This window comes from Lentzea sp. DG1S-22, from assembly GCF_036321065.1.
Lineage (GTDB): Bacteria > Actinomycetota > Actinomycetes > Mycobacteriales > Pseudonocardiaceae > Lentzea > Lentzea jiangxiensis.
This window is the reverse complement of the sequence record NZ_CP143276.1, coordinates 1,666,685-1,679,700: the sequence shown is the minus strand read 5'-3', so window position 1 is coordinate 1,679,700 and position 13,016 is coordinate 1,666,685. Positions and strand designations below refer to the sequence as shown.

Below are 13,016 nucleotides of genomic sequence, written 5' to 3'. Positions count from 1 at the left end.
GGTGGCAGCGTGCCTGGGCTCGACCCGCGCCGATGGAGGTTATGGTCGCTTCCTCCTGCGGTGCTGGCCTATGTCGTGACGGTGGTCGTTTCGGCGTCCCTCGTCACGATCGCCACCGCATGGCGTACCCCTGCCGAGGCCTTGACCTGGCCGTCGTTCCTGCTGCTCGCCGGCGGCGCCGTGCTGCACCTCGAAGCAGCCCAGGGAATCGAGCGGATCCGCGAGATCTCCCGCGAAGGCTCGCCGCACGCCCACATGCAGTCCGTGTGGCTGTTCGCGGGCGTACTCGTACTACCGACGCCCCTGCTGGTCGCGCTGATCACCATCAGCTACCTGCACGCGTGGCTCCGGGTCTACAAACGACGCGCGATCCTGTTCCGCAAGGTGTTCTCCGCGGCCACTGTCGTACTCGCATGCGCCGCCGCGCAACTCATTCTTCGCATCTTTTCGAACCGGCCTCTTGACGTTGACGGACCCCTCGGACTGCTCGCCCTCACCAGCGCCGGCCTCGCCTACTGGCTCGTCAACTACGCCCTCGTCGTCGGCGCCATCGTCATGACCAACCGCGACCAGCCCGCCCGCGCCGCCCTGGGCAACGCCTCCGACCAGCTGATCATCCTCGCCTCCATCGGCCTGGGCTCCGTACTCGCGATCATGATGAGCAGCCGCCCCTGGCTCACCCCGCTGCTGCTGCTCACCGTCCTGGCCCTGCACATGGGCCTGCTGCTGCCCCAGTTCCGCGTCGCCGCCCGCACCGACTCCAAAACCGGCCTCGTCGACGCCACCTTCTGGCACGACGTCGCCGGCCGCGAGATCGAACGCGCCCGCCGCCTGCTGTCCACCGTCGGCGTGCTCATCCTCGACCTCGACCACTTCAAACAGATCAACGACACCTACGGCCACCTCGCCGGCGACAAGGTCCTGCGCGCCGTCGCCGACGCCCTCAAACACTCCGTGCGCTCCTACGACCTCGTCGGCCGCTTCGGCGGCGAGGAGTTCGCCGTCCTGCTGCCCGGCGTCAGCACCGACGAGGTCCGCGCCACCGCCGAACGCATCCGCTTCGAAATCGCGAGCCTGCACATCGTCGCCGTCGACCGCCTCGGCCGCGAACAGGTCGTCTCCGGCCTCACCGCCTCCGTCGGCGCCGCCGTGTTCCCCGACAACGCCACCGACCTGTCCCCGCTGCTGCTCGCCGCCGACGAAGCCCTCTACCAGGCCAAGAACAACGGCCGCGACCGCGTCGCCACCGCCGCAGCCCGCTGATTCCTCCCGACCAGCCCCCACCCGATCAGCCCCGCAGGAACGCCTCCACCTGCCGCGCGACCGTGCCCGGATCCTCCACCCACGGGTAGTGCCCCACACCCTCGTGCACGAACACCGTCACATCGGAAAACAGCTCCGCCAACTCCCGGCACCGCCGCACCGGCGAAATCGGATCCTCCGAACACGCGTACACCAGCACCGGGTGGTCGAACTCCACCAACGCCCGCCGCAACACCCCCGGCACGAACGCCCCCTCGGCGTTGTAGCCCCGCGCCGCCTCGCAGTTCCACTGCCCCAGCTCGGCCCGCGCGTGCGCCCGCGCCCGCTCGTCCCACCGCGCGTACAGCAACGGCGACACCGCCACCCGGTTCTCCACCGAACCGTCCCCCTCCCCGGTGCGCCGCAACGCCGTCGTCGCCGACTCGAACCACGGCTCACCGGCCCGCGCCGCCAGGAACACCTCCCAGTCACCGCGCTCCGGCGACAACCCCACACTGCGCAACGCCGGCGCCAGCAGCACCAGCTTCCCCACCCGATCCGGGAAATCCGCCGCATACCCCATCGCGATCCCCGCACCCGCCGAATGCCCCAGCACGTCCACCACCGCGAGCCCCAGGTGCCGGCGCAACATCTCCACGTCCCGCACCAGCAGGTCCCGCCGATAGGTCACCCGATCCGCCGGCTCACCGGACTCCCCCGTCCCCCGGTTGTCCAGCACCACCAGCCGCCGCGACCCCTCCAGCCCGCCCAACGTCTCCAGGTACTCCGAAGCCCGGCCGGGACCACCGGCCAGCACCACCAGCGGAGCACCCCCACCGACCTCCCGGTAAGCGAGCTCCGTGCCGTCGAACGAGGTGAACCGTGCCATGCTGCACATCATGCCGAAGATCGCCACGTCCGACCGGGTCGACCGGCCACAGCTGCTCGAGTTCCTGCGCCCCCGCCACCACGGCGTTCTCATCACCCGCCGCAGCAGCACCGACGGAGTGCAGGTCTCCCCCGTCTCCTGCGGCGTCGACGCACAGGGCCGCATCGTCGTCTCCACCTACCCCCAGCGCGCCAAGGTCCGCAACGCCCGCCGCAACCCCGCCGTCACCCTGTGCGTGCTCTCCGACGACTGGGACGGCGCCTACGTCCAGGTCGACGGCACCGCCGAAGTCCTCGACCTCCCCGACGCCCTCGAGGACTTCGTCGACTACTACCGCTGCATCGCAGGCGAACACCCCGACTGGGACGAGTACCGCGCCGCCATGCTCCGCCAGGGCAAAGCCCTCATCCGCATCACCATCGACAGCTGGGGCCCCATCGCCACCGGCGGCTTCCCACCCGAACTGCAGCAATGACCCAACGGCTCAAGCCCGCAACACCGGCGAGGTGATCCACGCCCAGCCGGGCGCCTCGCGGCAGCCCGACCGCGAACCCGCCCGGCAACGCGCTGCGCCGAGCCACTAACCCGCCCAGTTCCCGCCCCACCCCGCAGGCCTCTCCAGCAACCCGCAGTACCCGCCGTGCGGACCCTCCACCGACGCCACCCTGCCGATCGGCAGCAGACCAGGACCCGCACCCACCTCGCCCCCCAGCTCCACCACCCGCGCGCACGCCGCCTCCACGTCGCCCACCGCGAAGAACACACCCCAGTGCGACACCGCGCCCAGACACGACCGCATCGTCCCCGCCACCGGCCGCGACCCACCGTGCCGAGCCGACGTGTACAGCCCCAGCGCCCGATCCCCGGCCGCCGACCCCCAACCCAGCTCCGCGGTCCAGTAGGCGTCGTCCTCCGCCGGCGCGCTCGTCAGCAACTGCACCCAGCAAGGCTCACCATGCCGCGGCGGCGGCGCCCACGGACCGTGCAACACCCGCCCACCGTCCACAGAGGAATTCGCCCGCAACGCCCGCGCCCCGTCACCACCGAAGAACACGTGCCAACCCTGATCCCCCGCAACGACCCGAGCCGCCAGCCGATCACCCACGAAACCCGAGAACGACCCACCGGGCTCCGCGATCACCGTCCACCCCAGCACCCCGGCGAAGAAGTCCACCGACAACTCGGACTCGGCAACGCTCAACTCAAGACGACGAAGACCACAAGACGACACGGGCATCCCATCGGGCGGGGATCAGGAGCGCGCACCATCCTCTGCTCCGACCACCCGAGACGACAATGCGCCATTCGGACGCACGCGCTCCGCGTCCACGACATCACGCAACGGCACCGGCCGGCCCAGGTGGAAACCCTGCCCCACCCGCACCCCCAACGCCCGCAAAGCCTCCACCTGCGACGGACGCTCCACCCACTCCGCCACCGCCGACAACCCCAGCCCGTCCGCGATCCGCACGATCCCCGACACCAGCACCGCGTCCGCGTCACTGGTCTCGATGCCCTTCACGAACTCACCGTCGATCTTGATCCCCGTGATCGGCAAGTGCTTCAGGTGCACGAACGACCCGAACCCCGAACCGAAGTCGTCCAGCGTGATCCGGCACCCGAAACCCCGCAGCTGCGTCGCCAGCGCCACCGCCGCGTCCAGGTTCGTCACCGCCGCCGTCTCCGTGATCTCCAACCCCAGCCGCCCCGGCGCCACACCGGCAGACCCCAGCCTGTCCAGCACGAAATCCCCGAACTCCGGGTCCTCCAACGTCCGGCCCGACACGTTCACGTTGAACCGCAACCGCGAATCCGGCTGCGCCACCAACGCGTCGATCGCCGTCGACAACACCCACCGGTCCACGTCCAGGATCAGGTTCGACCGCTCCGCCACCGGCAGGAAGTCCGCAGGCCCCAGATACGGCTCCTGCCCGTCCTCCAACCGCAACAACAACTCATGACCCAGCGTCACACCCGACGACAACTCCACCATCGGCATCCCGTACAACGCCAGACCGCCACCCGCCAGAGCCGCCCGCAACCGGTCCAGCACACTGACCCGCTTCACCGTGTCCGCATAGTGGTTCGGCTCGTACACCGTCACCCGGTCCCGGCCCGCCGCCTTCGACGCGTACAACGCCAGATCCGCGTTCGCCAGCACCAGCTCCCACGAATCCCCCGGACCGAACTCCGCCAGCCCCGTGCTCACCGTGATCCGCGCCGGCGTCCCCGTCCCCGCCAGCGGAAAACCCGCCACCGCGTCCCGCAGCCCGTCCGCCACCTCCGACGCGTCCTTCGGCGACGCCCCCGGCAGCACCACCGCGAACTCATCACCACCCAGACGAGCGATCAACCTGTCACCCAAACGGGACTGCAACGCCGACGCCAACATCCGCATCACCCGGTCACCCACCGCATGACCGCGCAGATCGTTGACGTCCTTGAAGTTGTCCAGGTCCAGCACCAGCAACGCACCCGAACCGTTGTTCGCCAGCTCCCGCTCCAACGCCCGCGTCAACGCCCGCCGGTTCGGCAACCCCGTCAACGGGTCCTGCTCCGCCATCCGCACCAGCTCGTCGTGCACCCGCGACGACTGCGTCACGTCATGAGCCGTGCCCAACGCCCGCAACGGCGAGCCGTCATCACCCAGCACGACCTCACCGAAGCACTCGAACACCCGCTCCTTGCCGTCCGGACGCAACATCCGGTGCGTGTACGTGAACACCGACCCCGTCTTCAGAGCCGAGTCCAGCGTCTCCTCGATCATCGGCAGGTCCTCCGGGTGCACCAGCTGCGAGTACAACCCGAAGTCGAACGCCGTCCCCGGCTCGAACCCGAACATCTCCAGCAACGTGTCCGACCACGTCACCCGGTCCTCGCGGATCGACCACTCCCAGGTCCCCATCCGGCCCAACGCCTGCGCCCGGCGCAACGCGTCCGCCTCCTGGGTCACCGTCAGCTCACGATCACGCCACGCCGACACGTCCACGACCTCGTACATCAGGTCGTCACCCAGCCGGGAGCACCGCACCTCGAGCCACTTCGGCCCCGGTGCCAGCACCTCCCGCACCGGAGCAGGCACCTCGGGCACCCCCGGCAGCAGCGCGGGCAACGACCGCCCGTACGCCTGCTCCACCGGCACCCCCAGCACAGCACCCAGCGCGCGGTTGCACCACAACAGGTTCCCGCGCGCATCCGTCACGGCATAGCCGACACCCGCCCGGTCCAGCACCGTGCGGCAGTAGGAGGTCACGCGCGTCATGATCGTCCGATCACCGGACGTAAGCAACCCGCTACGCCGGTAGGTTCGCTACTTGGCGAACGGCTATCGCAGCCGCTCCAAACCCTTCGCCGACTCCACCAGCTCGGCAGCCAGCTTCCTCAGCTCCTCGTTCTCCGCCCCGTCCTGCGCCGCCGTCACCACGTCCTCCGCGGCACAGCGCAGCTGGAACAACCTGTCCTGCAGGTCCGCCAGCTCCGCGGTGCTCAGCACCACCGCGTCCTCCGGCAGACCACCGCGCTGCAACGCCGCCCTGCGCTCGTACGCCCGCTGACGACACGGCTGCGCGCAGTACCGCCTCGGCCGGCCGATCCGCCCACTCCCCGGCAACCGCCTCCCGCACCACGCACAGTGCCTGGGCTCATCCGCCTCCATGGAGCGCTCCATGGCGCGCGACGGTAGCGAATGCCGGTGGGTGGTCTCCAGCGACGCGCCAGAAAGCCCGACCTTCGTAGGGAACCGGACAGTACCCGGCGGTCCGTTGGTGTCGTTTCCGGGGCGATTTTGATCAACTTCGATCGCCCCTTGCGTCTTTGCGTGATTTCAGGTCGAGCGGATGTGTTCACGTTGCGTGTTGATGGGTTTTATTTTGGTCAACACTGAAATAATAGGGAACAAGAAGAAAGTGTGTCGCCACCCACCGTCCACCCCGGAGCCACCGCCGGAAGGCAGACTCCACGGCGTGACACATCCCTACCTCGCAGGCCCACACCCCCGCGCCTTCGCCCACCGCGGCTGGCACGTCGACGACCTCACCGGCATGGAGAACTCGCTGAGCTCGTTCCGCAGGGCCGTGCAGGAGGGCTACCGCTACATCGAGACCGACGTCCACGCCACCGCCGACGGCGAGGTCGTCGTCCACCACGACCACACCCTCGACCGCACCACCGACGCCACCGGCGTCGTCTCCGCACTCCCCTGGACCGAGGTCAAGCGCGCCAACGTCGGCGGCCGCGAACCCATCGCCCGCCTCGCCGACGTCCTCGAGGAGCTCCCCGACACGTTCTTCAACATCGACGTCAAGTCAGAGAACGCCGTCGAACCCGTCATCACCCTGCTGCGCAAGGCCAAGTCCCTGCACCGCGTCTGCCTCGCCAGCTTCTCCGACAACCGCCTCGCCCGCCTGCGCCGCCTCGCAGGACCCGGACTCCTCACCTCCATGGGCCCCCGCTCCGCCGGCGCCCTCTGGGCCGCGGGCCGCGTCCCCTTCGCCGGACTCGCCGTCCGCGGCCAGGTCGCCCAGGTCCCCGTCAGCCAGGGACGCCTGCACATCGTCGACCGCCGCTTCGTCCGAGCCGCCCACCGCAGGGCCCTCGAGGTCCACGTCTGGACCATCGACGACGAGACCGACATGCGCGCCCTGCTCGACCTCGGGGTGGACGGACTCGTGACCGACCGGCCCGACGTCCTGCGCCGAGTTCTCCAGTCCCGCAACAGCTGGTAACAGGTTGGACAGCCGATCATGGGAGGCGTCGGCGGACAAGTACAGTCCGCCGACATGAAGGTCAAGGGCGACGACGCCGCCGACGCCAACACCGCAGGCCGCCGCAGGGAACAACGCGGCTGGGTCTGGTACGACGTGGCGAACTCCGTGTTCCCCACGTCCGTGATCACCGTTTTCCTCTCGCTGTACCTCACGAGCATCGCGACCAACGCCGCCAAGGCCGACACCGCGCTCAACGGGGCCAACCCCTGCGCGAACGACAACGCCTTCGACCGCTGCGACGTCACGCTCCTCGGCCTGCAGTTCCCCTCCGGCTCGCTGTGGGGCTACCTGCTCTCCGCCGCCACCGTCATCCAGGTGATCGTGCTGCCCGTCATGGGCGCCATCGCCGACCGCACCCAGAACAAGAAGAAGATGCTCGGCTTCTTCGCCTTCACCGGCTCCGCGGCCACCATCGCGCTCGCCGCCGTCGAAGGCACCAACTGGAAGCTCGGCGTCCTGCTCTTCGTCCTCGCCAACATCTGCTACGGCTCCAGCGTCGTCGTCTACTACGCCTTCCTGCCCGAGATCGCCGCCCCCGACGAACGCGACGCCGTCTCGAGCCGCGGCTGGGCCTTCGGCTACCTCGGCGGCGGCGTCGCCCTCGCCATCCAGCTCGGCATCACCCTGTCCGCCGACGCCCTCGGCATCACCTCCGGCGACGCCGCCCGCATCGCGTTCGTCATCTCCGGCATCTGGTGGGCCGCCTTCACGATCATCCCGCTGCGCGCCCTGACCGAGCACCAGAGCCCGCACGGCCGCGAACACGGCGCCTCGGTCATCTCCGCCGGCTTCAAGGAACTCGGCACGACCCTGAGGCAGGCCAAGGCCTTCCCGCTCACCCTGGCGTTCCTCGGCACCTACCTGATCTACACCGACGGCATCGCCACCGTCGCCAACGTCTCCGCCCAGTACGGCAGCGTCGAGCTCAAGTTCGAGCAGCAGACGCTGATCACCGTGATCCTGATCGTCCAGTTCGTCGCCTTCATCGGCGGCGTCCTGCACGGAGCCGTGGCCAAGCGCATCGGCGCCAAGAAGACGATCCTCGGCTCCCTGGTCGTGTGGATCGTCGTGATCACCGCGGCGTTCTTCGTCCAAGCGGGCGACGAGACGTCGTTCTACCTCGTCGCGGCCGGCATCGGCATCGTGCTCGGCGGCACGAACGCCTTGTCCCGCAGCCTCTTCAGCCAGATGGTGCCACCCGGCCGCGAAGCGCAGTACTTCTCGCTCTACGAGGTCGGCGAGCGCTCCACCAGCTGGCTCGGCCCGCTGGTGTTCGCCGGCGTCGGCCAGGCCACCGGCAGCCTGCGCCCCGCCATCCTCGCCCTGATCATCTTCTTCGTCGCCGGCTTCGTCCTGCTGATCTTCGTCCCCGTCCGGCGCGCCATCAAAGCCGTCGGCAACAGGGAACCCGAACTAGTCTGACCACTCCACGAAGGGCGGTGCCGGTGCGCACCGCCCTTCGTCACGCCCGGACCCGCCGCCCGCGCCGCACAGGAGCCACCACCGCGAGCAGGAGCACCGCCGCCAGCACGTTCCGCTCGGTGGTGACCTCACCCCACGCCGCCGCCAGCACCATCAGCGGAACCAGCTGCAGCAACGCGAACACCGACAACGCCCGCCCGAACACCGCGTCACCCCGCACGAACGCGAAGACGCGCACCGCCGCGGTGACCAGCCCGACGAACAGCAACCCCGTCCCCGTGGCGAACCCGCCGACCACGCCGAGCAGCACCGCTCCCCCACCCCACCACAGCAGCCTGCGCGCGGGCGGCGTCGGCGCCTCGCGGTGGAACCCCAGGCACAGACAGGCGAACGTCACCAGCGACGGCACCGCGAACGTCGCCGACATCAACGCCGCCCGCACATCCCCGACGGACAGCACCGACACGACCACCGGCGCGGCCGCCGCGACCTTGGCGAACGTCCGCCGCCCGTCCGGCAACGCCGCGAACGCCACGAACGGCGCCAGCTCCAGCACCCGCCACCACACGGGATCCGAACCGTGCCGGCCGGCGAGCACGACCACCACCGCCGCCGTCGCGTAGTACAGCCCCAGCAGCAACCCGAGCACCCCCAGCGCCCGCACCGCTTCCCCGCGCCACACCACCCTCGCCGGCACACCCGTGAACGCCGCACCGGCCGCCAGGTGCGTGCGCACCGCGAGCCCGAGCACCGCCCACGTCTCCCCCCACCCCGGCCAGCTGTGCTCCAGGTCGAGGTCGTCGGTCCGCTCGGCCAGGAAGATCCCGACCATCTCCTCCTCGCGGTCCCGCCGGTACCACCCCGGCAGCACCTTCAGCAGCGACCGGTACCGCCGCTCCAGGTTCCTCACGCCCGACCCGCCCACGCCTGCAACCCCCTTCCCCGCAGCACCGCGCTCGCCGCGCGCACGTTCGCGCTCAGCCGCGCCACCTCCGCCTGCAACGCCCGCACCCCGGAGTCGGTGAGCCGGTAGTAGCGCCGCAGCCGCCCCTGGTGCACCTCCTCGCGGTCGCGCTCGGCCAGCCCGTCCGCCACCAACCGGTCCAGCACGCCGTACAACGTGCCCACCCGCAGCACCGTCCGCCCCTCGGACAGCTGCTCGACCGCCTGCACGATCGCGTACCCGTGCAGCGGCTCCTCCGCCAGTGCCGTGAGCACCAGGAACGCCTGCTCGGACATGACTCGACCACTCATGTCGCGGAATATATCGCGACGCGAGCTATACCGGGAAGCAACTGCCGGTGGTTTTTTATTTAGTCAACACTGAAATTATCAAGAACGCTAAGGAGCACGGAGGAGCCGGAGAGGCGACTTCATGCTCTGCCACACGGGCGCCGGCACGCACAGCCGGATCTCATCAGCCAAAACGAGTGCTCGGCGACTGGGACCACACTTGTCGACGCGGCGCAGTCCTCCCCTGCCCCGCCCCGACACGACCTCCGCCCCTGACGTTGCCCACCCGCCAACGACCGGACGTGCCGCCGCGCCTCGGGGCGACGTCCACTCCCCCGGCCGAACGCTTCGTCAACCACCGGTAACGGTTGAGTTCAGTTAACACTGAAGCAATAGAGATTATAAATAGAGTCAATGTTTCGAAACCGGCGGCAACGGCTATGCCTTCCCGGAAGTAGCAGGTTGCACCCGGAGGGGCGGACGATGGAGAGGGACGGACCGTGGGGATTCCTCATGATCGGGATCCAGGCACTAGGGTGACCCGCCGTGGACGCCCTCCCCGATCCGACAGACGCCCTTTCCGCTGTCCCTGTCGCTGGTTCCCGGCGCTCGACGCCGGTGGTCGGGCACCTCAAGTTCTTCTTCGGTCCGATGGACTGCGGCAAGTCGACGCTCGCCCTGCAGATCGACCACAACAACTCGCGCCAGGGCCGGCGCGGGCTGCTGCTGGTCCGGCACGACCGGTCCGGCAGGCCGCAGATCTCCAGCCGCATCGGCATCACGCGGGCGGCCTCGGAGATCCGCGACGACGATCTCCGCCACCTGGTCCGCGCCGAGTGGGCCGAGGGCCGGCGGGTCGACTACCTGATCGTGGACGAGGCGCAGTTCCTGTCGGCGGCGCAGGTGGAGCAGCTCGCGGAGCTCGCGGACGACGTCCAGGTCGACGTCTACTGCTTCGGGCTCGCCACCGACTTCCGCGGGGAGATGTTCCCCGGATCGCGGCGGCTGTTCGAACTCGCCGACGAGCTGAAGGCCATCCAGGTCGAGGTCCTGTGCTGGTGCGGGGTACCCGGGAGGTTCAACGCACGGGTGCGCGCCGGAGAGGTGATCCGGGCCGGGGACACCGTTCTCGTCGCCGACACGGTTCCGGACACGGAACAGCACCGATCGGGTACGGAGAGCGACGGTGTTACCGACAACACGGAAACTACTGTGCGCTATCAGGTGCTCTGCAGGCGTCACTTTCGGTTGGGCGACCTGGGGCCTGACGTCGCACAAAGTGGCCAACTCCGGTTGGCCTAGGCGGCTATCCACGGCCTGCATTGGGCCATTAGAGTGATGCATGAGCGCAGGAGCTTGATAACGCGTCACGATCCTGTGGCGATCGCATCCATTAGTAGGAAGCCTTCGTTGACGAGTGAACGACGTCACTGTGGGCGACCATGAGAGCGAACCGGAAACAAACGGAGCAATCCGGGCGTTGCACACGGTGAGCAAGAAGCCTGGGCCCCGGCCCTGAGCCGAGCGAAAGGACACCGCCATGGCCGACCGCGTTTTGCGTGGCAGCCGGCTCGGAGCAGTCAGCTACGAGACCGATCGCAACCACGATCTCGCTCCGCGCCGGGCAGCGCGGTACGCCTGCCCGAAGGGACACGACTTCGAGGTCCCGTTCTCCGACGACGCCGAGTTGCCGCCGACCTGGGAATGCCGTCTCCACGGCACCGAGTCGAAGATCATCGACGGCGTCGAGCCGGAGGTGAAGAAGATCAAGCCGCCGCGCACGCACTGGGACATGCTCCTGGAGCGCCGGTCGATCCCCGAGCTCGAGGAGCTGCTCGACGAGCGCCTCGAAGAGCTGCGCGGACGCCGCACCCGCACGGCCTGATCTCGACCTGACAGGTCGCAGACGCTCCAAGCCGTCCCGGTCTCCCGCCGGGGCGGCTTTTTGCGTGTCTCGTCAAGGCCCCTAGGAGGCCCGTGCGGCCGCTGTGATCAAGTTCCGGCCCCACCACACCCCCACGGCCGCCAGGACCGCCCAGATCGACAACACGACGATCGAACGCGGTGAGCCGAGGTCGCTCAGCGCGTCCCCCAGCACCGCGGCGAGCACCGTCGAGGGCACGAGCCCGAGCGCGGTGCCGAGCGCGAAGTGCCCGCCCCGCACCGACGTCACGCCCGCGCCGTAGTTGGCCAGCGTGAACGGCAGGACCGGCAACAACCTGATCACGAGCGTCGCCTCGACCCCGCGCCGCGAGAAGACCCGTTCGAGAACGGCGAACCGCTCCCCGAGCCAGCCCTCCACCGCGTCGCGGCCGAGCCCGCGGGCGACGGCGAACGCGATCATCGCCCCCGCGGTGAACCCCGCGATCGCGAGCGCGCTTCCCCACCCCACGCCGAACAGCAGCCCCGCCGCCGTCGCGAGCACCGGCTTCGGGAAGAACACCGCCGTGCCGAGCGCGCACACCGCCACGAACACCACCGGTGCCCCGGCGCCCGCGGAGTCGACCAAGGCGCGGAGCTCGGCGCCGTCGGGGAGGTCCACGAGCTGCGCCGCCACCGCCAGGGCGGCGACGAGCAGCACGAGGAGGGCCAGGCCCGTACGTCGCATCAGACCAACGTACCCGGCAAGCTGGAGGGCATGACCGTGCTGCTCCCCTCCGGCGAGACGATCCCCGCGCTCGGCATGGGCACCTGGATGATGGCCGAGCGCCCCGGCAGGCGCGCCGACGAGATCGCCGCGCTGCGCACCGGCCTCGACCTGGGGCTGAGCCTCGTCGACACGGCCGAGATGTACGCGAACGGCGCGTCCGAGGAGCTCGTGGGCGAGGCGATCGCGGGCCGGCGCGACGAGGTGTTCCTGGTGTCGAAGGTGCTGCCCTCCCACGCGTCCGCCGCGGGGACGGTGAGGGCGTGCGAGGCGTCGCTGCGCCGGCTCGGCACGGACCGCCTCGACCTGTACCTGCTGCACTGGCGCGGCGGTGTGCCGTTCGAGCAGACCCTGGAGGGCTTCACCGCGCTGGTCGAGTCCGGCAAGATCCGGCACTGGGGTGTCAGCAACCTCGACCTGGACGACATGCGCGAGCTGACGGCGTTGCCGGGCTCCTGCCAGGCGAACCAGATCCTCTACAACCTCTCCCGCCGCGGCCCCGAGCACGACCTGCTGCCGTGGCACGCCTCCACCGGCATCCCGGTCATGGCCTACTCCCCCGTCGAGCAGGGCCGGCTGCTGGACTCCCCCGCGCTCGCCTCGGTCGCCGGACGGCACGGCGCCACCCCCGCCCAGGTCGCGCTGGCGTGGGTGCTGCGGCTCCCGCACGTGAACGCGATCCCCAAGGCGGGCACCGCCGAGCACGTCCGGGAGAACGCGCGGGCGCTGGAGCTGCGACTGACCACCCAGGACCTCGCCGACCTCGACACCGCCTTCCCTCCCCCTTCCGGGCCCACCCCGCTCGCCGTGCTTTAGT

The 13,016-nt window shown here is 69.8% G+C and carries 14 protein-coding genes; 7 read left to right on the top strand and 7 right to left on the bottom strand.

Annotated features, from left to right (window positions below; genetic code table 11):
- Positions 1–9: 9 nt before the first annotated feature.
- Entirely contained in the window at positions 10–1,263 is a 1,254-nt protein-coding gene (locus tag V1227_RS07290) for a GGDEF domain-containing protein (protein ID WP_329791721.1), read from the top strand.
- Positions 1,264–1,288: 25 nt separating this feature from the next.
- Here V1227_RS07290 and V1227_RS07285 read toward each other — a convergent pair whose 3' ends face one another.
- Entirely contained in the window at positions 1,289–2,131 is an 843-nt protein-coding gene (locus tag V1227_RS07285; RefSeq protein ID WP_329791719.1) for an alpha/beta fold hydrolase, read from the bottom strand.
- 10 nt (positions 2,132–2,141) lie between these two features.
- On the opposite strand from V1227_RS07285, the gene V1227_RS07280 reads away from it, so the two are divergent.
- Positions 2,142–2,606: a PPOX class F420-dependent oxidoreductase gene (locus V1227_RS07280; RefSeq protein WP_329793972.1), complete on the top strand. Its 465-nt coding sequence runs from the start codon at positions 2,142–2,144 to the stop codon at positions 2,604–2,606.
- Positions 2,607–2,711: 105 nt separating this feature from the next.
- Here V1227_RS07280 and V1227_RS07275 read toward each other — a convergent pair whose 3' ends face one another.
- From V1227_RS07275 to V1227_RS07265, 3 genes are all read right to left on the bottom strand, one after another.
- Positions 2,712–3,332 carry a VOC family protein gene (locus V1227_RS07275; protein WP_329791718.1) on the bottom strand — a complete coding sequence of 207 codons (621 nt, stop codon included), beginning with the start codon at positions 3,330–3,332 and terminating at the stop codon, positions 2,712–2,714.
- Positions 3,333–3,383: 51 nt separating this feature from the next.
- On the bottom strand, positions 3,384–5,384 hold the full coding sequence (locus V1227_RS07270) for a putative bifunctional diguanylate cyclase/phosphodiesterase (RefSeq protein WP_329791717.1): 2,001 nt from the start codon (positions 5,382–5,384) through the stop codon (positions 3,384–3,386).
- Between the two features lie 72 nt (positions 5,385–5,456).
- A complete protein-coding gene (locus V1227_RS07265) occupies positions 5,457–5,798 on the bottom strand; it encodes a hypothetical protein (RefSeq protein WP_030475304.1) in 342 nt (113 codons plus the stop codon).
- 295 nt (positions 5,799–6,093) lie between these two features.
- Between V1227_RS07265 and V1227_RS07260 the strand changes: the two genes are divergently transcribed.
- Entirely contained in the window at positions 6,094–6,855 is a 762-nt protein-coding gene (locus V1227_RS07260; RefSeq protein WP_329791716.1) for a glycerophosphodiester phosphodiesterase, read from the top strand.
- A gap of 54 nt (positions 6,856–6,909) precedes the next feature.
- Positions 6,910–8,319, top strand: coding sequence for an MFS transporter (locus V1227_RS07255; RefSeq protein ID WP_329791715.1), 1,410 nt, complete (start codon positions 6,910–6,912; stop codon positions 8,317–8,319).
- Between the two features lie 40 nt (positions 8,320–8,359).
- Here V1227_RS07255 and V1227_RS07250 read toward each other — a convergent pair whose 3' ends face one another.
- Entirely contained in the window at positions 8,360–9,229 is an 870-nt protein-coding gene (locus V1227_RS07250; protein ID WP_329791714.1) for a hypothetical protein, read from the bottom strand.
- A complete protein-coding gene (locus V1227_RS07245; RefSeq protein WP_245733957.1) occupies positions 9,226–9,573 on the bottom strand; it encodes a PadR family transcriptional regulator in 348 nt (115 codons plus the stop codon). Before V1227_RS07245 ends, V1227_RS07250 begins: the two co-directional genes overlap by 4 nt.
- 525 nt (positions 9,574–10,098) lie before the next feature.
- Here V1227_RS07245 and V1227_RS07240 point away from each other — a divergent pair.
- Together V1227_RS07240 and V1227_RS07235 are read left to right on the top strand one after the other, a co-directional pair.
- Positions 10,099–10,854 carry a thymidine kinase gene (locus V1227_RS07240; protein ID WP_329791713.1) on the top strand — a complete coding sequence of 252 codons (756 nt, stop codon included), beginning with the start codon at positions 10,099–10,101 and terminating at the stop codon, positions 10,852–10,854.
- A gap of 238 nt (positions 10,855–11,092) precedes the next feature.
- Positions 11,093–11,437 carry an RNA polymerase-binding protein RbpA gene (locus V1227_RS07235; RefSeq protein ID WP_065919117.1) on the top strand — a complete coding sequence of 115 codons (345 nt, stop codon included), beginning with the start codon at positions 11,093–11,095 and terminating at the stop codon, positions 11,435–11,437.
- An 81-nt stretch (positions 11,438–11,518) separates the two neighbouring features.
- On the opposite strand, the gene V1227_RS07230 is transcribed toward V1227_RS07235, so the two are convergent.
- Positions 11,519–12,160, bottom strand: coding sequence for a TVP38/TMEM64 family protein (locus tag V1227_RS07230; RefSeq protein ID WP_329791711.1), 642 nt, complete (start codon positions 12,158–12,160; stop codon positions 11,519–11,521).
- 30 nt (positions 12,161–12,190) lie between these two features.
- On the opposite strand from V1227_RS07230, the gene V1227_RS07225 reads away from it, so the two are divergent.
- Positions 12,191–13,015: an aldo/keto reductase gene (locus tag V1227_RS07225; protein WP_329791709.1), complete on the top strand. Its 825-nt coding sequence runs from the start codon at positions 12,191–12,193 to the stop codon at positions 13,013–13,015.
- Position 13,016 lies beyond the last annotated feature (1 nt).